This window comes from Galbibacter mesophilus, from assembly GCF_023721415.1.
GTDB lineage: Bacteria > Bacteroidota > Bacteroidia > Flavobacteriales > Flavobacteriaceae > Galbibacter > Galbibacter mesophilus.
Genome location: NZ_JAMQVC010000004.1, coordinates 129,733 through 150,332 on the forward strand (window position 1 = coordinate 129,733; position 20,600 = coordinate 150,332).

The following is a 20,600-nucleotide window of genomic DNA, read 5'->3' on the forward strand; positions in this document are numbered from 1 at the left end:
TAATCTTTTGTTCTGTTTTCCCTAGAAATTGCTATCTTTATACAAAGATGCAACCGTGACCAAAGAACTTTTTAATACTGCCAAAGAAGCCTTATTGGCCGCAAAAAAAGATGTAAAACACCCTTTTCGGTATTTTACAATGGCAACTATTGGTATCAATAATAGTCCGAGATTGAGAACGGTGGTTCTTAGGGATGTGAAAGAAGACCTTACTATTTCACTCTTCACCGACAGACGTTCTAAAAAGGTGACGCACTTGAAAGAAAACAACAATGTGTGTCTGCTATTTTTCAATCATAACGATATGCTTCAGCTTAAAGTTGACGGAAAAGCCTTTCTGGAAGAAGACGATAAAGTCTTGAAAAAAGCTTGGAAGAAGATGAAAGAAAGCGGGAAAAAGGACTATCGTTCTGCCCAAGATCCCGGAAGTAAAGTTAAAGATCCTGAAATGATAGAGTATTTAGACACTTCCCACCATTTTGCCATTATTCACATCATTCCATCAAAAATAGAATATTTGGAGCTGAAAAAAGAACAGCACGTTCGTGCCCTGTTTTCAAAAGAGGACGGCGTTTGGGAAGGAAGTTTTATTGTTCCTTAACTGCTGCCTTTTTGATTAAATAATCCCCTCCATTTAAATTAACGTAAAAGCATTGCCTTATTGCTTTTGAACTTCCTATCTTTACAATAATAAACAAAACAGTATATGAAAACATTCAACGAGACGGAAATAAAAGAGCGTATTGAAAAATTGGAATACTGGGATTATGAAGAAGGTTTTCTAGTTACTTCTCTTGATTTTAAAGATTTTGCTGATGCCTTTGCCATGATGACGCGTATTGCATTTGAAGCAGAAGCCTTAAACCATCACCCCGAATGGAGCAATGTTTATAATAATCTCACCATTCGACTAAATACTCACGATGCTGATGGTATTACCGAAAAAGATTTTAATTTGGCAACACGCATTGAAGAAATTATAAAGGGCTAAATTTGCGCCTTCCATTTTAAATATTGTGCTAAATTAATGTACGCAATACTCGATATAGAAACTACCGGCGGGAAATACAATGAAGAAGGGATTACGGAAATTGCTATCTATAGATTTGATGGGCACAAAGTTGTAGATCGTTTTATTAGCTTGGTAAATCCGGAAAAAGAAATTCAACCTTTTGTAGTAAAACTTACCGGTATTAATAACAGTATGTTGCAGACCGCTCCTAAGTTTCACGAAGTAGCTAAGCGGATTGTGGAAATTACAGAGGATGCGACTTTAGTGGCCCATAACGCCCAATTTGATTACAGGATTTTACAAACTGAATTTCGAAGATTAGGATACGATTATCAACGAAAATCGCTTTGCACAGTAGAACTGGCTAAAGAGCTAATGCCCGAACAGCCTTCTTACAGTTTAGGCAAACTTGTACGCTCTTTAGGCATCCCTGTTAGCGATAGACATCGAGCCAGCGGCGATGCGCAAGCAACGGTAAAGCTTTTTAAAATGCTTTTGGCTAAAGACACCACCAAAAAAATTGTGCAAAATAATGTGCGTGCAGAAAATCTGGGTCAGCTTAATCCCAAGTTAATTGATATTGTAGAACAACTGCCCACCACCGTTGGGGTTTTCTATATACACAATAGCGATGGGGAAATTGTTTACCTAGCTAAAAGTCAGAATATTAAAAAAAGGGTGAATAAAATTTTTGCCTCTTCATCAAAAAATAGTAAAAAGCTTCAAAAGGAAGTTAAAGCTGTAACTTATGAAGAAACTGGAAATGAACTTATAGCACAATTGAAAGAGTTTTCCGAAGTAAAAAAAAACAAGCCTCGATATAACGCGAAAACCAAACGTCTTTTCTCCCATGTTCTTTATACGAAAGAAAATAAAGACGGTTATTTGGCGCTGAAAATTGGAAAAGCAGACAATAGAAAAAGTTATATCACCTCCTTTTCAAGTTACGAACAAGCTTATAATTCGTTGCAAGCAATTACGGAGGAATTTACACTCTGCACTAAAGTTAACGGACTTTCAGAAGCGAAAAAAAACTGTTATAATTATAGCATTGAAAAGTGCAATGGCGCCTGCATTGAAAAAGAAGATGTGAAAACCTATAACAAAAGGGTGAAAAAGGCGATGTACAAGTATGGATTTGGCGATGAAAGCAGTTTTATAATTTCTGACCGCGGTAGAAATGTAAACGAAAGGAGCGGTATTTTTATAAAAAAGGGTGAAATAAAAGGTCTTGGTTTTTACGAACTCAATCATCAAATTCAAAATGAATCGATTTTACAAACCTTTTTAACGCCAATAGAAAACTCCCGAGACAACAAACATTTAATTCAGCTTTACCTCAGAAAGAAAAAAACTGTAAAAATTATACCTGTGTAAGTATTGAACGAGAAACAACAGAAATCAGCAGCTTGGAAACATAAACTTCATGAGATAATTTATGAGGCAGATACCCCTATGGGTAAATGGTTCGACATTCTTTTGTTCATCATTATTATTCTAAGTATCATCTTAGTGATGCTGGAGAGTATAAAATCTTTTGATGCTAAATACCACACCTATCTTTTAACTGCCGAATGGATTATCACCATCTTTTTCTCCATTGAATACATTGCACGAATCATTTCCATAAAAAAGCCTCATAAGTACATTTTCAGCTTTTATGGAATTGTAGATTTCCTTTCTACTATCCCACTTTATTTATCCTTTTTTCTTGCTGGTTCGCAAGTTTTATTGGCGGTAAGGGCACTACGTTTGTTACGTGTTTTCAGGATTTTAAAACTGGTTCGCTTTATGGGGGAAGCATCGCAACTTAAGGAGGCCATAAAATCCAGTCGCGCAAAAATTGCTGTATTTATTTACACTGTTCTAATTTTATCGGTTATAATGGGTACGGTAATGTATTTGATTGAAGGTGCCGAAGCTGGCTTTACGAGCATCCCAAGAAGTATTTATTGGACAATTGTAACGCTTACCACGGTTGGTTACGGAGACATTGCCCCTGTTACCGATGTTGGTCAGATTATCGCTGCGATTATTATGATTCTGGGTTATGGCATCATTGCCGTTCCTACTGGCATTGTAACCGTAGAATTTGCAAAACAAGGCGCCAAAAACACAGGAGAAAAAACAAACAGTATTCAGGAAATTCATACCAATACGCAAGTTTGTAGACATTGCAATGCCGATAGACATAAAGATGATGCAATATTTTGCTATAATTGTGGAAACCTTTTAAATGAACAATAAGTACCTTATAACCGTTGTTGGCCCTACAGCAATTGGAAAAACTGCCCTTGCCATAGATTTAGCGAATGCTTTTTCTACGGAAATAATTTCTTCTGATTCACGACAGTTTTTCAAAGAGATGAAAATAGGTACTGCCGTGCCCGATGAAGCGGAGTTGTCAGCGGCAAAACATCATTTCATTCAACATAAAAGCATTTTTGAGAATTATTCCGTTGGAGATTTTGAAAGGGAAGCTTTGGAATTGCTCAGCGAATTATTTAAAAAACACGATGTTGTCATCATGGCTGGTGGAAGTGGTCTATACAACAAGGCCGTAATGGATGGTTTGGATGATTTTCCCGAAGTGGATTCTTCAATTAGAGAAGGATTGAATAAAAGACTGCAAGAAGAGGGAATTGAAGGACTTCAACTGCAATTAAAGAATTTAGACCCTTCACATTATAAAAATATCGATTCCCAAAATCCGCACCGACTTATTCGAGCGTTGGAAATTTGTTTGGGCACCGGTAAACCGTATTCTTCTTTTCTTCAGCAAAAAAAATCAAATCGAGCTTTCAAATCTATACAAATTGGCCTAACGGCGGATCGTGATGTTATTTATGACAGGATAAACCGTCGCGTTGATATCATGATGGAAAACGGTTTGCTGGAAGAAGCGGAAAAACTTTACCCCAACCGCGAACTAAATGCATTACAAACTGTTGGTTACCGCGAACTTTTTGAATATTTTGATGGTAACTGGACACTTGATTTTGCCATTTCTGAAATCAAAAAAAATACCCGTCGATTTGCCAAAAGACAATTGACTTGGCTTCGGAAAGATGAGAGTGTATTGTGGTTTGATTATGAAACGGATACTGGGGAAATCATTGACAAGATCAATAGCATTCTTTCAAAAAAATAAAACCCTGGCAAAAGCCAAGGTTTTAAAAAAATTATGGAAATAATTTTTAGTTAGTTACACATTAAATCTAAAATGCATCACATCTCCATCTTTTACGATGTACTCCTTCCCTTCTACTCGCATTTTACCAGCCTCTTTCACTTTGGCTTCGCTTCCATAGTTTACGTAATCTTCGTATCCAATAACCTCAGCACGGATAAATCCTTTTTCGAAATCGGTATGGATTACACCAGCGGCCTGAGGAGCTGTTGATCCAACCGGGATTGTCCAAGCGCGTACTTCTTTTTCACCCGCCGTAAAATAAGTTTGTAAATCCAACAACTTATAGGCTGCACGAATTAGTTTGGAGGCACCTGGCTCATCCAAACCTATATCTTCCAAAAACATTCGGCGTTCTTCATAATCTTCCAACTCTGCGATATCCGCTTCAATAGCCACTGCCAATACAATTACTTCTGCATTTTCATCTTTTACAGCTTCCTTTACTTTCTCTACGTAAGCATTTCCTTCTTTGGCAGCACTTTCATCTACATTACAAACGTATAAAATTGGCTTTGCCGTAAGCAATTGAAAACTTTGCATAAATTCTTCTTCATCTTCATTCACTTCTACCGCACGTGCAGAAATACCACTTTCCAAAGCAGTTTTAAAACGAACTAATAATGCTTCCTCTTTTTGAGCATCTTTATCCCCTGTTTTAGAAGCTCTTTTTACTTTTTCCAGCCTTTTATCTACCGTTTCTAAGTCTTTCAGCTGTAACTCAATATCGATGGTCTCTTTATCGCGAATCGGATTTACACTTCCGTCAACATGGACGATATTATCGTTTTCAAAGCAACGCAGTACGTGTATAATGGCATTACATTCCCTAATATTCCCTAAAAACTGGTTCCCCAATCCTTCACCTTTACTGGCTCCTTTTACCAATCCAGCGATATCTACAATCTCCACGGTTGCAGGCATTACACGTTCTGGATTTACCAACGACTCCAACTTCCCAATACGGGTATCTGGTACGTTTACCACTCCTAAATTGGGTTCTATGGTACAAAAAGGAAAATTGGCACTTTGCGCTTTTGCATTCGACAAACAGTTAAACAAAGTTGATTTTCCTACGTTCGGTAACCCTACAATTCCAGCTTTCATTCGTTGTATTTTGAAAAAATTTGAGTGCAAATATAATTAATACCAGTTCTTGTTTGAAATTACTGAAAAAGAAAATGAACATTTTTTTCTTAATAGGAAGAAGAAAACTAAGACATAGCCATAGCTACGTTTTCTTTTTATTCTGAAATAGAAAGGAAAAAAGGGCGTTTTATTGCAGTTCATTTTAAATAGGAAATGGTATGATAACCGTAACCAAATAAAACCACAGCGTAAAATAGTTTAGAAGCTATTTATTTAAAGTGTTTAATAACATATGGTCGAAACTTTTCGATCCCTAGCTAGGACAAATATTGATATCAAAAGATAGCAAGCACAAGAACTGAGCAGCATCATATATTCCTATGGGAAAATGGTTATCTTTAGCCAAGTAATTAAATGCCTATGAATTCTTTTTTCAAGAAGATTATTGTCGACCGTGTTCGAAGAAAATACCGTCAATCCCTTGGTGAATCCAATAAAGACCAACGTAGCTTTAAAAAACAGGTGACTGACCTAGAAGTAGAAATATCCCATGAAATCCACGATGTTTTCTACATTTTTATTGGAGTACTTGCTGCTGCCTTCGGCCTAAACGGCTTTTTACTACCAAGTTCTTTTATAGATGGCGGAGTTACAGGTATTTCATTAATCGTAAGAGAGCTAACAAACATACCTCTTTCCATATTAATCTTTGTTCTAAATTTACCTTTTGTTATTTTGGCGTATTATGCCATTAGTAAAAAGTTTGCCATAAGCAGTGCCGTGGGTATTTTTTTACTGGCTTTAGCAGTACATTTTATTCCTTTCCCTACCATTACCAACGATAAAATCTTAATTGCTGCTTTTGGAGGTTTCTTTTTAGGACTCGGAATTGGAATGGCCATTCGCGGCGGTGCCATTATCGACGGAACAGAAGTACTCGCTATTTACATAAGTAGGAAATCCAGTTTAACGGTTGGAAATGTTATCCTTCTTTTTAACATCCTAATATTTTTAACCGCGGTCTATATTTTTTCTACTGAAATTGCGCTGTATGCCATCCTTACCTATTTTTCAGCTTCCAAAACGGTTGATTTCGTAATTGACGGTATTGAAGAGTTCATTGGGGTTACCATTATTTCTGAAAAAAATGAAGATGTACGAAAGGCTATCATCCACAAAATGGGACGGGGATGTACTATTCTTAAAGGGCAAAGAGGTTATAGCCCTGATAATTCACCTTTAAAAAATATTGATGTAGTTTATACGGTAATCACTCGTTTGGAAATGTCGGCTCTTAAAACCGAAATTGATAAGATTGATCAAACCGCATTTATAATAATGAATTCGGTAAAAGACACTAAAGGGGGAATGATAAAAAAGAAACCCTTAACCAAGATAAAATCTTGATAAAGGGTTCTTCAGACCGAACTCAAAATTAACATTTACATAGTTTTCTTTTAGTATATCGACAAATCCAGTCCTTTTTTAATGCCCTTTTGAAGCACTTTTTTAATGAATAATTTATGTCCACCAAGAAGGTATTCCCACTTAACTGCATCTCCTTCGGAATGACCAAAAATAGCCGCTCCCATGGGAGTTAAAATGGATATTTTATTTTGCTTACAATCTCTCTCCGATGGAATGACCAGTTGAACGTTTCGTTCCCAATTGTTATCAGAAGCTATGGAAACCAAACTGTTAAGACGAATAATACTTGGAGGCATGTCTTTTTCATCCAACACCACAGCGGTTGCCAACCCTGACTCTAAAATTTTTAAAGACTGCAGCACATCCTGATCTTCCGTATAACCGGAAATACTAAGCATCCGTTTCAAGAAAACATATTCCCGTTTCTCCACTGTTAAACATTTCCTTTCCATACTCGTTCTTTTTTCATTAAGGGAAAATACCTCTTTGAGTATACGCCATCTCAATTCTTTTTATGGCGATGCAAAAAGCCGCTTTACGCATCGAAATGGACTCTTCCTGTGAGTATTTGTATACCTTTTCAAAAGATTCGGTGAGCTTTTTAGTCAGCTTTTCCATAACCTCATCCAGTTGCCACAATTCACCATTGCGGTTTTGCAACCATTCAAAATAACTTGCCGTTACCCCTCCAGAATTACAAAGGATATCAGGAATAATGGTTACCCCTCTATTTTCCAATATTTTTTCTGCATCTCCATTCGTTGGTCCATTGGCTCCTTCAGCTATTACGAATGCTTTTATCTTATCTGCATTCTCTTGGGTTATTTGGTTCCCCAGTGCTGCAGGAATACATACCTCACAATCTACTCCAAAGAAATCTTCGGTAGCAATTTCATTCGCAGGTATAAAATTCGCAATAGCATTTGCGTTGGATTGTGTGTATTGGAATAAATCGGCAACAGAAATTCCGTCCTGATTTTCCAAAGTTGTTTGGGCATCTTGCACAGCAACCATTTTAGCACCCTCATTTTCCATAAAATGAGCCGCCCAATAACCTACATTACCAAATCCTTGCACGATAAAGCGTTTTCCTTCTAAAGTTTCGCCCCGCTTTTCCAGCTGAAGCTTCACCGTTAAAAACACTCCGTAACCCGTAGCACGGTCTCTTCCTTCCAAACCGCCACTTCCTGCTGGCTTTCCGGTAACCACATGTTGATTGGCCGAACGTTCCGCTGGTGGTCTGGTACTCATATAAGTATCGGACATCCAAGCCATGGTCTGACTGTTTGTGTTAACATCGGGTGCTGGAATATCGTGCTCCGGACCAATATTATCTGCCAAAGCGTAGGTGAACCTTCTAGTAATTCTTTCCAATTCATTCTTGGAGTATAACTTAGGGTTCAACTTTATACCTCCCTTTGCACCTCCATAAGGCAATCCAGCCAAGGATGTTTTCCACGTCATCCACATAGCCAGCGCTCTTGCGGCATCGATATCTACCGTTGGGTGATAACGAAGCCCCCCTTTGTAAGGACCAAGTGCATTATTGTGCTGAACACGGTAACCTGTGAAGATTTCTACTTCGCCATTGTCCATTCTTACAGGAAACTTCACCACAATCTCGTTATTGGTGATGGCCAAAATTTTTCGAATATTGTTATTTAAATCAATATAATCTGCAGCCGAATAGAATTGCTCCATTACATTTTCCATCATTCCCTGAACGGGAATTTTACTGCTTCGCGCATTGCTTTTTTTAACCGTTGCAATCATTCTTAAATATTGTTTTTGTTAGAATTTTTTCTTTTAAATTTTCAAGCTTGTGAAACTTTGTGCTAATTAAGTTGATTGCTGAAAATTTGATTTACATCTGGTGCGTGTTCGCTACACGACCAAACACTGTTTTTTTGCTTAGTGAGGACACAGGAAATCTGGTTAGCACACGAAGAACAAAGAGTAAACTGAATAGGTTTCATATTTATATTTTTTAATAAAAAGAGCAATCTACATGCCGCAAAACCTAAAAATCCAGCCATCGCGCATAGATTATTGATATACAGCGACTTGAATTACAAAATATATTTTAGGAAAATATTTCACTGGTAACAATATATCCACTTGGGAGAAAATGTTCCAGTCCTAGGTTGTGCTAAACTTCATTTATAGAACTAGGAAATCCCTCGAGCTAAATAGTGCCACAAGGGATTTCAATCTACCAACCAATTAAAAATAATCTTAACTTCTAAGTTCGCCTGTTTCCATAGCTTGTTCGTAATCTACAGAAACACTTGGGATAGCATTATAAAATCTACCACCATCTACAGGCTTTATTTGTATTTCAGTACTACCATCTTTTTTAGTACTTACTTTTGTTACTACTACTTTCTCTCCGTACACAAGCTTATCGCTAGCAACACCACCTCTTTTTATGATGAAGTTTTTCTTTGGAAAATTGATGTGTCTAAATTCTTGTCCAGACGGACTTGCAACTTCAAATACATCTCCTTCTTTAACTGTTGTTGCATCTTGTGCGTGTAAACCCATTGCACATAAAACAAATAATCCTGCTAGTATTACATTTTTCATTTTTAAATAATTTAAAATTAAACTTATGATTTGTGTTGTACTATTTAAATACACCATACCAAAGGCAATACCCTTGCCAAAAAAAATGAAAAAATGAAATAAATTTTTTAATTATTTGATTTTCAGTTGATTAAATTTAAATCTCATAATTCTTGTAAATAGCATATCGGGTAAAAAATAACCGATTCGAGTAAAAAGGGACCGGTGATTTTATTGAGTTGTTTGTTGATCGTTAATAGTTTTTCGTTAAACGTTGGTAATTTTTCGATGTGGAACCAGAAACTTCATACCAGAAATCTTTCAACCATCCAGCATCTAGCATCCAACTTCTATTCTTAATTTGTTGAGTCGTTGAGTCGCAAAGTGGCAAAGATTCAAAGTGGTAGAGTTATTAGTTAATCATTATTAGTTGTTCGTGGCTTGTTGGACGATAAAAAACCAGCAATAAGCTATTCGTCATATGCGTTAAGTGAGGTTCGGAATTTCCAGCGTAGAGCTTAAAGCTTAGGGCAATTTTCGTAAATCCGCTACGAAACCAGAAACTTCAAACTAGAAACGCTTTTAATAGACACTGGCAACTAAATACTAACCACGGACCACATCTTTTCAGTTTACGTCTTCGGACTTCGGTTCCCTCCTTTTTTAGTTATTTAATGAAATTTTTATCCTAAAGAACCTTCTTTTTAGGTTAAATCATGAACTTTTTGGGTATTACACCCAAACGTTTAGGTGGAATAGTTAAAGTTTTAGCTGTCTTAACTAAAGTTTTAGGTGTTTTACCTAAAGTTTTAGCCTCACAACCTAAAGTTTTAGGCTTACAACCTAAAGTTTTAGCCTCGAGACCTAAAATTTTAGCTTCAGGACCTAAAACTTTAGCTTCAAGACCTAAAAATTATCCGATTTCGCCTAAAAACTCTGATGTAAAGCTTAAGTGGAACATAATTGTACCTAAACAATTGGTTTATAGACCTAGAAGGAGGGTTGCCGAATCGTAAAGTTGTAAAGATGCAAAGGGACAAAGCGGCAGAGTTATTAGTTGTTCGTGGCTCGTTGGTTGATGAAAAACCAGTAATAAGCTATACGCCATATGCTTTAAGCGGGGTTCGTAATTTCCAAGCGTAGAGCTTAAAGCTTAGGGCAATTTTCGTGAATCCGCTACGAAACCAAAAACTTCAAGCCAAAAACCCTTCAAGCCTCTGGCATCTAGCCTCCAACAACATAGTTACTCCTCAAGCTTTTGCCGCAATGTTTTACGAGTAATTCCTAAAATTTCTGCGGCTTTGGTTTTGTTGTTCTGAGTGTAATTTAAAACTTTCCGTATATATTTTCTTTCCATTTCCCGAAGCGACATGAGGTCATCCTCTGGAAAGTCAATAGAATATTTGAGTGTGTCCGGTAAATGGTTAACTTCAATAGTTTTGTCGCACATTATTACGGCGCGCTGAACAATGTTTTCCAGTTCCCGTATATTTCCGGGCCAATCGTATCTCTGAAAAATCTGCATTGATTCCGGGGAAATTGTTACAAAACGGTCTTTGTATTCAATTCCGTATTTAAAAAGAAATTTGTCCACCAATTTAGGAATGTCTTCCTTTCGCTCCCTTAGAGGTGGTAGTTTAATTTCAACCACCGTCAACCTATAAAACAAATCTTCGCGGAAAGTCTGTTTGGAAATCATATCCTTTAAATCACTATTTGTTGCAGCGATTATCCGGACATCAATTTTTTCTGATTTCTGTGCCCCTACTTTCACAACTTCTTTTTCCTGAAGCACCCGTAAAAGTCGGTTTTGAACAGCCAAGGAAGCATTTCCTATTTCATCTAAAAAAATAGTACCTCCGTTAGCAGCTTGAAAAAACCCATTCCTATCTTTTTCGGCTCCCGTAAAGGCGCCCTTTACATACCCGAACAATTCGGCTTCCAAAAGGTTCTCTGGAATACCACCGCAATTCACGGCAATAAAAGGTGCTTTAGAAAACTTACCTTCGTAGTGCACAGCCCGTGCTACCAGCTCTTTACCAGTACCACTTTCCCCCTTAATAAAAACGGTTGCTTTATTATCTTTAATTCTATCGATAATCTGAAAAACATCATTCATTTTTTCAGAAATACCAATAATATTACCGTACGCTTCTTTCTCGTTTGAAGGAGCTGGATTGGTACTCTTCGTTGAAATGGGTGTAATTGGCTTTTCCAAATCATCACCTAATGATTTCTTAATGGCAGCCCCCAATTCGTCACGCGTAAAAGGTTTGGTTAAATAATCCACCACCCCAGATTGGATGGCTTTTAAAGAATCTTGAACAGAAGGGTACCCAGTTACTATTAAAGTTGGAAGCGAAGGATAATGCTCCGATGTGAATTTGATTAATTCAAATCCGTCCACTTCTGGCATATTCAAATCGGTAATCAACAAATCAATGCGGGTATCACGCAAAATAGACACCGCTTCTTTTACAGAAATAGCTTTGTACGTATGAAAATTCCATGATTTTAAATGGCGTTGTAGAAGCTCTAAAATGCTAACATCATCGTCTACAACCAATATGTTTTCTCTTCTTAATTGCATATTATTTTGGAATGGTAACCGTAAATATGGCTCCTTTATTTTTATTATTTTGAACCGTTAAACTTCCTTTGTGACTGGTAACAATACCGTGCACAACACTTAATCCCAGGCCCGAGCCTTCTCCTGTGGGTTTTGTAGTATAAAAGGGTTCAAAAACCTTGGAAAGCGCTTCCTTAGACAATCCGGGGCCTTCATCCTTCACCTTAATCGTAACGTTAGACGAAGTATCTTCTACTTGAATTGTCACTTTTCCGCCACTGGGCGTAAAATAAATGGCGTTTATCACCAAATTGAAAACAATCTGTGTTAATTGAATCGTATCTACCTTTAACCAAATTTCCTCCTTGTCAATTTCCAAAACATGTTTCACCCCTTCTTTTCGGAAAGTTGGAACCAATAATTCTATGGAATTGGTGAGATGGGGAACAATGTTTACCTCTTGCATTTCTTTGGGCATCTCGCAAGCAAAAAACATAAGTTTTTTTACCACTTCCCTAGAAAAAATAGCATTTTGAATAATCTTATCTACATCTCCCACCAAAGAACTATGCTCCTGTAAATCGGCTTTTAATAACTCTGCGAAACCGAGAATATTTGCCAAGGGCGTATTAAGTTCATGGGCAATTCCTGCAGTTATTTCGCCAACAATGGCCAAACGGTCTGCGTGTTGCATTTGTCGCTTTAAGGATTCTTCATTTCTCTTTAACTCCAGTCGCTCCAACAAATTTCCAATTTTTAAGGCAACACTATCCAATAACTGTTGCTCTTCGTCTAAAAATCCTTTGGTTTTATCGGTAAGTACTGCGCAAACGTTTCCATCTGGCTTGTTAAACACTTTTATTTCTGATTGAATAAGAAAATCTTTTTTTACCTTTTTGGTAGCCGCCGAACCTACAGAAGTTTTTATCATCATCTCTGTATCTTCCGGAAACTGAAAACCCTTTTTTAGACTTAAGGTGATGGCTCGTAGCACTTCCTCCATTTGTTCTTCATACGCATTATTGATGATGGATGAAACTTCATACAGACATGTAAGTTCCTTAATCCGCTCCCTTAGCGCTTCTTCTGTGCTACCCATAAAAAAGTTTTTATTCATTAAATCATACACAATATAATTCAAACTTTTTGAACAACTAAAACTTTATCGGCAGTTTCAATTTTTATCGTTCCATTATTAATTCTATTTCCATTTCAAATCATTGCTGTACAACGTTCTTTTTCCTTTACTTTTAAGCAAATTCAAATAAGGACGACCAAGGTAATTAGTCTTTTAGGAGTATTCTTCAATTAAATTAAAGCAACTCGCGTTTTCTCTAGAGTTAAGCCAAATGAAGCCCCATTTTCCCAGTTTTTTTATTCACTTTAAAAAAGATAATAAACTGGGCTATCACTCCAATGATTATTAGAAATCCTAATTCCAAATTAGATAACATGTTAGTTGTGTTGAGCGATTTCTGTGCGAACTGGGTTCTATTTTTACCTTCTTTTAGTTGAATTTCTGATAGGCCATTTAAATCGGTTTTTATATTTTGAAGCACATCTTTCGTCTGCATTTCGGAAACTTCCTTTCCTTTCTCAAAGTCTTTTTCAAGAACAGCAAGTTTGCTTAAATTTTCTTGAAGGGATTCAAATTTTCTTCTTTCTGAAGTAGTTAATTTAGTCTTCCCGTATTTGTCCAAAAGTCCTTCCAAAGAAGACTCATTCCCAGGTTTTACTGAATTCCCAGCGTCGTAGAGTAATTTCCTCTCCTTCTGATAAACAATATCGTTGATTTTATACAAGTAGTTCTGCGCTATCAATCTGTCTTCGTAAACCGACTTTAGTGCATCCTGTGCTGTGGTAAAATGATTTTTATCAATGAGATTGGTCGCCAATATCAATAATATTACGGTAACTAATATAAAAGCTAGATTGACTTTGTAATTTGACTTATTTTTCTTCTTGGAACCCATAATTGTAGTTTTCCTGTGTAATGCAAACAACGTTCCCCAATTTACCTAAAAAGCTAAATAAAAATATAATTATCTGATTAAAAGACACTTAATTAGTTGGCTTAATTTTAAAGGCCGGGTAATTACTACCCAATCGGGTAGTTACGCATCGATACTTGCTACGATAAATTACATGTATTTCCCCACGACAATTATTAAACCTAAGTGCAAGAAGTTAGATTCATTAAAATGTCATTCCAATATAAATCACGGGTAAGGAAACGGTATAAAAAAACTACCAGAAAACACGGAGTTTTCTGGTAGTCTTAATAAAATTATTAATTACTTACTATTAAGCATGTTGATGTTCATGCTTACCTTCTTTAATCTCTTCGATTAATTTGCTATTAAAAGCTGGTAAATCATCTGGTTTTCTGCTGGTAACCAAAGCTTGGTCTACAACAACTTCTTTATCTACCCAATTGGCTCCTGCATTTTCAAGGTCTTTTCGAATGGACGGAAACGAAGTTAGCGTTCTTCCTTCAACTACTTCTGCATTAATTAAACTCCAAGGTCCATGACATATCGCTGCTACGGGTTTTCCTTGTTTAAAAAAGTTTCTAATGAACTCTATGGCGGTTTCATCCGTTCTTAAATTATCTGGATTCATTACTCCTCCTGGTAAAACCAATGCATCGTAATTTTCAGAAAGTCCCTCTTTCACCGTTAAGGTTACATTGAAAGAATCTCCCCAATTGCCGTCTTTCCAAGATTTAATACTTCCTGGTTTTAAACCTACAATATCTACTCTCCAACCTTGTTTTTCCAAAGCTTCTTTTGGCGAAGTTAATTCTGATTCTTCAAAGCCGTTTGTGGCCAACATTGCTATCCTTTTCATAATATTATTTTTTTAATGGTTTAATATGAAGATAGCCATATTGTTGGCCGATTTGTGTTAGTGAAGTTATAAAACCTCCTTATTATTTTGTTAATCAGCTAAATGAGGCAGGTATTTTTCCATTAAAACAGTTTCATGATGTTTTTGGTGCCCGCATAAAATAAAACCGGCTGCTCTAACGGACAATTTGTGGCCTTCTACAAAACCAAAGCGATTATAAACTTCCGGACCAAAAGATGAAAATAAAGAGATGGAACTACCCCGTACAGATTTAAATTCTTCCAATAGACTTGATTTTGACCGCAGCGAAGAAAAAGAATTTTCCACGTACAAATCTTGGTCAAAACCTTCCAAACTACAACCGCTGTGGCGGGCAAAAGTAAATGCCCTGTACTGAAATACCCTTTCGGTGTCTATTATATGAAGCAGTAGTTCTTTAATTGTCCATTTACCCGAGGCATAGGAGAAATTAAAATCTTCATCCGAAAGTTTCTCTAAAATAGTCGTCAAAGCATTGCTTCTATTGACCATTTCCGGAACCAAAGCCACTTCTTCTAGGGTATTGATATAGGTTTGGTAAAAACTGTTGTATTCGTTCTTTTGTAATTCTGATATATGCATTTCCTTAAAACTTTGCTATTGCACGAATTTAATGATGCTTATCTACTTATGGGTGTAATTTTTCTTATTTTTTTTCATAATATTGCATGCAACGTGTAGAATCTATGCGTAAAAGTTTCAACTTTGACCAACCAAAAAAAATTAAAACCAACTACCGTCAATAAACCGTAAGTTATTAAAAGGAATTATCATTTAACCCAATCCAGCAAGAACGTTGGAAAACCTTTTTATCCAAGATAAGAAGGCTGCTAAAACCTCAGTAAGGAAACTGAATATCTGTTAATGTTGAAACCACTCTGTACATACTTTTCCCTACTCACTTTTCTATGCATCCAACTATTGGAAGCACAAAACAGTCAGAAAATAAGTGCCGAACTTTTACCGGATGACCACAGTATTCAAATTCAACAAGAGATAATCTTCAGAAATAACAGCCAAGACACACTTAATGCAATTTATTTGTACGATTGGAATCATGCTTATTCCAATAAAAGTACTGCTTTGGCTACTAGATTTGCTGAAGAATTCAATAAAAGTCTACACCTAGCGAAAGAAGAAGACCGCGGTAAAACCAGTGTTAATTCCATCACCAACGGAAATATGGAAAGCCTTCCTTGGGAAAGGATTCATGAAGGTGATATTATTAAACTTCAACCGAGTTCGTCTATTCTTCCCAACGAGGAATATCGAATAAATCTGACCTACGTAACGAAGCTTCCCAATGCGCAATTTACCGATTACGGATTTACTCCAGAAAATGACTTCAATCTAAGGTTTTGGTACATTACTCCCGCGCTCTATTACGACGGTTGGAAATTGTACAGCAATAAAAACCTGAATGATTTAAATGCGCCAAACACTTCTTTAGAAGTAAATTTCACCTATCCCGAAGCGTACTATTTCATAAGCGATTTAAATCAAGTGGCTACGGAAACTAAAAATGGTCTTAAAACAACTAAAATAACAGGGGAAAACAGAGGCGATGTAAGACTTTTTCTTAAAAAGGAAAACGATTTTACCATTTATAAAAATGAAAAGTTGGAGTTAATTTCCAATATCGAATCCAAATCCTTAAACGGAGTAACTAAAGCAACTTCGGTGGAACGGGTGGTTAATTTTATTGATAGCACACTTGGAGATTATCCACATAAAAAACTATTGATTAGTGAGCAAGACTACAAGCATAATCCGTTGTATGGGCTTAATCAACTGCCGAATTTCCTTCGACCTTTCCCTGAAGAGTTTCAATATGAACTAAAGGTTCTTAAAACGGCGTTGCACATCTATTTAAATAACACAATTTACCTAGACAATAGAACAGAAAACTGGGTGAAAGATGGTATTGAGACTTATTTGCTGATGAAATACGTGAATACGTTTTATAAAGACATGAAGCTACTTGGGAAGCTTTCTGATGTTTGGGGATTACGTTCGTTTCACTTGGCACAAATGACATTTAACGATCAATATCCATATTTGTATATGTTAATGGCAAGAACGTATTCAGATCAGCCTTTAACGACGCCTCGCGATTCTTTGATAAAATTCAACGAAAGAATTGCCAATAAGTACAAATCGGGTGTAGGACTTGCCTATTTGGACAGCTATTTAGGTGATGATTACATAGATAAGAAAATTAAAACCTTTTATGCTGATAATATTTCAAAAGTCACACATCCATCAGATTTTGAAGAACTTTTAAAGAAAGATGCACCGAAAGACATCGATTGGTTTTTCGAAACCTATGTATCTACCAATAAAAAAATCGACTTCAAAATTAAAAAGTTCGAGAAAACGGAAGATTCCATTGCGGTTACTATTAAAAATAAACGAAATACCAACGTGCCCATCACCATGTACGGAATCGATAAAAACGATTCGATACTTTTTAAAAATTGGTATTCAGACATTACCAAAACCGAAACCGTTACCGTTCCGCGTAAAGACGTAAAGCGACTGGTACTTAATTACGATCGCGTAATCCCAGAATTCAATGAGCGTGACAACTGGAAATCGGTCAATGGATTTCTTTCAACCAATAGAAAATTAAAATTTCAGTTTTTTAAAGATACCGAAGACCCGTATTACAATCAGGTGTTTTATGTGCCTGTTTTCCGCTTTAATATTTACGATGGTATTACGCCCGGATTGCGTTTGTACAACAAGACCTTTTTGGCAAAACCTTTTGTGTACGATTTACAACCCTCTTACGCCTTTGGGGAAAATGCTCTGGTGGGCTCTGGTTCTCTACGCTTTAGAAAGTACGTAAACCATGACAATATGTACCTTATCGATGCTTTTATCGCGGGGTCATCTTTTCATTACGCAGACGGACTGAGATACAGCACAATTACACCCTCGCTAACTTTTAGATTTAGAAACGACGATTTACGGTCTAACGAAAGGGAACTCTTAAATATTCGGTTTGTAAATGTTATTCGTGATTTTTCGCCAACCATAGACACCGATCCCGATTACAGCGTACTAGATATTCGTTACGCGTATGGAAATAACGGAATCATCGATTATAAATCGTGGTTCACCGATGTACAGATTGCGAGTGAATTTGCGAAAGTTTCCTTTAATTGGGAATACAGAAAACTCTTTCAGAGTAACCGACAGTTGAATTTGAGGTTTTTTGCCGGAAAGTTTATTTACAACCAAACTAACTCAGATTATTTCAGTTTTGCACTCGACAGACCTACGGATTATTTATTCGACTATGATTATCTCGGACGATCTGAAGATTCCGGAATTTTTAGTCAACAGCTTATTATTGCTGAAGGTGGTTTTAAATCGAAATTGAACAATCCCTTTGCCAACGATTGGATGATTACCAGTAATGCCAGTTTTAACCTTTGGCGATGGATAGAGCTTTACGGAGATGTGGGTATGATTCGAAATAAAAATGAAGATGCTCGCTTTGTTTATGATTCCGGAATACGTTTAAATCTTGTAACCGATTATTTTGAACTCTACTTCCCTATTTACTCCAACAATGGATGGGAAATTGCCCAACCGCAGTACGATGAAAAAATAAGATTTATTATTACGCTCAGTCCGAGAACGTTGACAGGGCTCTTTACGCGAAAGTGGTTCTAAGCTTAACTACGCTACATTTAGTACCAATCCAAGCACATCTCTATTCGGTAATTAATAAAGAAAATAGTACTTTGGCGGTATAATACAAAACCCCATGAAGTTAATTTCTTTTTTAAGTTTTTTCATCTTTTTTGCGGCAGGATTTGCGCAACAAACCACATTTATTGATGTAAAAAAAGGTGAGGTTTCCATTAGCGTAGCCCCTTCAAAAAAGCAAATTTCGGGAAGTGTTCTTTATACTTTCGATGTGCTGAAAGAAACAGATTCCATGGCTGTAGATGCAAAATCTATGGAGGTAGAAAGCGTAATGCTCGATAATGAAAAGGTAAACTTCTCCTATAACGACCAACGTATTCTTATTCAGAAAGAATTTAAAAGCAATGGTAAACACCAATTGCAGATTATTTATAATGCTTCTCCCAAAAAAGCGTTGTATTTTACTACGTTGCCCAATGGAAATACCCAAGTTTGGACGCAAGGACAAGGCAAGTACACTTCGAACTGGCTTCCCAGTTATGATGAAATGAGCGAAAAAATAGAATTCGACCTTACCATTACTGCTCCATCCCAATACGAAGTAATTGCGAATGGAGAACTTAAAAGCAAGAATAATATTAATACTCAAACCGTTTGGGAGTTCGATATGAAACAGCCCATGAGCAGTTATCTGGTGGCATTCGCTGTTGGGAAATACGCTGTTAAAGAAGAAAAGTCCGCAACGGGAATTGATTTAAAAATGTATTATTATCCTCAAAACGAAAACCTTGTTGAACCCACTTACAGACATTCAAAGCGCATTTTTGATTTTCTTGAAGATGAAATAGGCATGCCTTATCCATGGCAGGAATACAAACAAGTTCCAGTAAAGGATTTTTTATATGCAGGGATGGAAAACACATCTCTAACTATTTTTTCTGACACCTATTTTGTGGATTCCACAGGTTTTACAGACAAAAATTACATCAATGTAAATGCCCATGAATTAGCTCATCAATGGTTTGGAAATTTAGTTACGGAAGAAAGTAGCACGCACCATTGGCTTCATGAAGGATTTGCTACTTATTTTGCGTTACTTGCTGAAAGGAATATTTTTGGCGATGCTTATTTCTATGAACAGCTACATAAAACTGCCAAGCAATTATCGGCGTTAAATGAACAAGGGGGAGAAAGCTTGCTAGACCCCAAAGCCAGCAGTCTTACATTTTATCAGCGGGGCGCATGGGCGATTTTTGCACTGCATGAACTCATTGGAGACAGAGCCTTTGATAAAACTGTAAAAAAGTTTTTGAAGGATTACGCCTATAAAAACGCTAATACCAATGATTTCTTCAGCATAGCGGAAGCCAAAAGCATGATACAATTAGATAATTTTGTTGAAAAATGGATGGTAAGTGAAGAATTCCCCATTGAAGAAGCTCATCTGCTTTTAAATCAAAACGCACTCACCAAAATCTTATTAGATTTGGATAAAATGACCCCTGATGAAGTAATTTCCTTTGCCGGCGTCAACGAAGATTTTTTCAGAAAAAAAGAAAAGTCACCTATTGCCAACGCGATTCTACAACGTATCACAGTTTCTTCAGAAAAAGAATTAGCTATTTTTTCCAAGGCTTTGTCTTCCGAAGTACTAAAAACCAGACAGGCCGCTGCAATCCATTTAAATAATATTCCGGAGTCATTAAAAAAATCTTTTGAAGGGCTTTTGGTTGACAAAAGCTACCTAACCATAGAAAATGCTTTGTTTAAATTATGGTCGGCATTTCCTGCGGATAGAACTTCTTATTTAAACAAAACCAAAGGGATTGAAGGTTTTCAAGATAAAAACATAGAAACATTATGGCTTACGCTGGCTTTAATCACGGAAGGATACGAGGAAGCCTCAAAAATGGATTATTACCAAACGTTGGTATCCTATACAGAACCAAAGCAGCATTTTGAAGTCCGTCAACATGCTTTTCAATATCTTTACCAAATACAGGCACTCAACGAAATTGCCTTGAAGAATTTAATAGAAGCATGTCAGCATCCTGTTTGGCAATTTTCTAAATTTTCAAGAGGACTGCTCGACGAATTATTAAAAAACGAAGATTACACTATGATGTTAAAAGGAATAGCGAATCAATTGGATGCTAAGAATAAAGCGTATTTATCATCGAAATTAAATCAATAACTAC

Annotated in this window: 18 protein-coding genes; 9 read left to right on the forward strand and 9 right to left on the reverse strand. The window is 36.6% G+C overall.

The window, feature by feature from the left end:
* Positions 1-55 precede the first annotated feature (55 nt).
* The 5 genes from NDQ75_RS13905 to miaA all read left to right on the forward strand — a co-directional run bounded on the left by NDQ75_RS13905 (position 56) and on the right by miaA (position 4,163).
* On the forward strand, positions 56-601 hold the full coding sequence (locus NDQ75_RS13905; RefSeq protein ID WP_202029201.1) for a pyridoxamine 5'-phosphate oxidase family protein: 546 nt from the start codon (positions 56-58) through the stop codon (positions 599-601).
* A gap of 105 nt (positions 602-706) precedes the next feature.
* Positions 707-991 (forward strand): 4a-hydroxytetrahydrobiopterin dehydratase, encoded by a 285-nt coding sequence (locus NDQ75_RS13910; RefSeq protein ID WP_202029202.1) that lies wholly within the window; start codon positions 707-709, stop codon positions 989-991.
* 36 nt (positions 992-1,027) lie between these two features.
* Positions 1,028-2,389, forward strand: coding sequence for an exonuclease domain-containing protein (locus NDQ75_RS13915; RefSeq protein WP_202029203.1), 1,362 nt, complete (start codon positions 1,028-1,030; stop codon positions 2,387-2,389).
* A 78-nt stretch (positions 2,390-2,467) separates the two neighbouring features.
* Positions 2,468-3,259, forward strand: coding sequence for an ion transporter (locus NDQ75_RS13920; RefSeq protein ID WP_202029322.1), 792 nt, complete (start codon positions 2,468-2,470; stop codon positions 3,257-3,259).
* Entirely contained in the window at positions 3,249-4,163 is a 915-nt protein-coding gene (miaA, locus tag NDQ75_RS13925) for a tRNA (adenosine(37)-N6)-dimethylallyltransferase MiaA (RefSeq protein ID WP_202029204.1), read from the forward strand. The genes NDQ75_RS13920 and miaA overlap by 11 nt, the downstream gene beginning before the upstream one ends.
* 54 nt (positions 4,164-4,217) lie before the next feature.
* Here the strand turns inward: miaA and ychF are convergent, their stop codons facing one another.
* Complete coding sequence (ychF, locus tag NDQ75_RS13930) at positions 4,218-5,309, reverse strand: redox-regulated ATPase YchF (RefSeq protein WP_202029205.1); 1,092 nt, start codon at positions 5,307-5,309, stop codon at positions 4,218-4,220.
* 402 nt (positions 5,310-5,711) lie between these two features.
* Between ychF and NDQ75_RS13935 the strand changes: the two genes are divergently transcribed.
* Positions 5,712-6,698 carry a YitT family protein gene (locus tag NDQ75_RS13935; protein WP_202029206.1) on the forward strand — a complete coding sequence of 329 codons (987 nt, stop codon included), beginning with the start codon at positions 5,712-5,714 and terminating at the stop codon, positions 6,696-6,698.
* A gap of 50 nt (positions 6,699-6,748) precedes the next feature.
* Here NDQ75_RS13935 and NDQ75_RS13940 read toward each other — a convergent pair whose 3' ends face one another.
* The 3 genes from NDQ75_RS13940 to NDQ75_RS13950 all read right to left on the reverse strand — a co-directional run bounded on the left by NDQ75_RS13940 (position 6,749) and on the right by NDQ75_RS13950 (position 9,305).
* Positions 6,749-7,171, reverse strand: coding sequence for a GreA/GreB family elongation factor (locus tag NDQ75_RS13940; RefSeq protein ID WP_202029207.1), 423 nt, complete (start codon positions 7,169-7,171; stop codon positions 6,749-6,751).
* 16 nt (positions 7,172-7,187) lie between these two features.
* A complete protein-coding gene (locus NDQ75_RS13945) occupies positions 7,188-8,492 on the reverse strand; it encodes a Glu/Leu/Phe/Val family dehydrogenase (protein WP_202029208.1) in 1,305 nt (434 codons plus the stop codon).
* Positions 8,493-8,954: 462 nt separating this feature from the next.
* Positions 8,955-9,305, reverse strand: coding sequence for a hypothetical protein (locus NDQ75_RS13950; RefSeq protein ID WP_242513707.1), 351 nt, complete (start codon positions 9,303-9,305; stop codon positions 8,955-8,957).
* A gap of 695 nt (positions 9,306-10,000) precedes the next feature.
* Here NDQ75_RS13950 and NDQ75_RS13955 point away from each other — a divergent pair.
* Positions 10,001-10,300 (forward strand): hypothetical protein, encoded by a 300-nt coding sequence (locus NDQ75_RS13955; RefSeq protein WP_202029209.1) that lies wholly within the window; start codon positions 10,001-10,003, stop codon positions 10,298-10,300.
* A 227-nt stretch (positions 10,301-10,527) separates the two neighbouring features.
* Here the strand turns inward: NDQ75_RS13955 and NDQ75_RS13960 are convergent, their stop codons facing one another.
* The 5 genes from NDQ75_RS13960 to NDQ75_RS13980 all read right to left on the reverse strand — a co-directional run bounded on the left by NDQ75_RS13960 (position 10,528) and on the right by NDQ75_RS13980 (position 15,324).
* Positions 10,528-11,874: a sigma-54-dependent transcriptional regulator gene (locus NDQ75_RS13960; protein WP_202029210.1), complete on the reverse strand. Its 1,347-nt coding sequence runs from the start codon at positions 11,872-11,874 to the stop codon at positions 10,528-10,530.
* A 1-nt stretch (position 11,875) separates the two neighbouring features.
* Positions 11,876-12,952: a sensor histidine kinase gene (locus NDQ75_RS13965; RefSeq protein WP_202029211.1), complete on the reverse strand. Its 1,077-nt coding sequence runs from the start codon at positions 12,950-12,952 to the stop codon at positions 11,876-11,878.
* Positions 12,953-13,193: 241 nt separating this feature from the next.
* The gene (locus NDQ75_RS13970; RefSeq protein WP_202029212.1) at positions 13,194-13,826 is read right to left on the reverse strand and encodes an MCP four helix bundle domain-containing protein; all 633 of its coding nucleotides are present in this window, start codon (positions 13,824-13,826) and stop codon (positions 13,194-13,196) included.
* 331 nt (positions 13,827-14,157) lie between these two features.
* Positions 14,158-14,706, reverse strand: a complete 549-nt coding sequence (locus tag NDQ75_RS13975) for a type 1 glutamine amidotransferase domain-containing protein (RefSeq protein WP_202029324.1) — start codon at positions 14,704-14,706, stop codon at positions 14,158-14,160.
* 87 nt (positions 14,707-14,793) lie between these two features.
* Positions 14,794-15,324 (reverse strand): DinB family protein, encoded by a 531-nt coding sequence (locus tag NDQ75_RS13980; RefSeq protein ID WP_202029213.1) that lies wholly within the window; start codon positions 15,322-15,324, stop codon positions 14,794-14,796.
* A 282-nt stretch (positions 15,325-15,606) separates the two neighbouring features.
* On the opposite strand from NDQ75_RS13980, the gene NDQ75_RS13985 reads away from it, so the two are divergent.
* Positions 15,607-18,426: a gluzincin family metallopeptidase gene (locus NDQ75_RS13985; RefSeq protein WP_242513708.1), complete on the forward strand. Its 2,820-nt coding sequence runs from the start codon at positions 15,607-15,609 to the stop codon at positions 18,424-18,426.
* A 94-nt stretch (positions 18,427-18,520) separates the two neighbouring features.
* Positions 18,521-20,596 carry a M1 family metallopeptidase gene (locus NDQ75_RS13990; RefSeq protein WP_202029214.1) on the forward strand — a complete coding sequence of 692 codons (2,076 nt, stop codon included), beginning with the start codon at positions 18,521-18,523 and terminating at the stop codon, positions 20,594-20,596.
* The last annotated feature ends 4 nt before the right edge of the window (positions 20,597-20,600 follow it).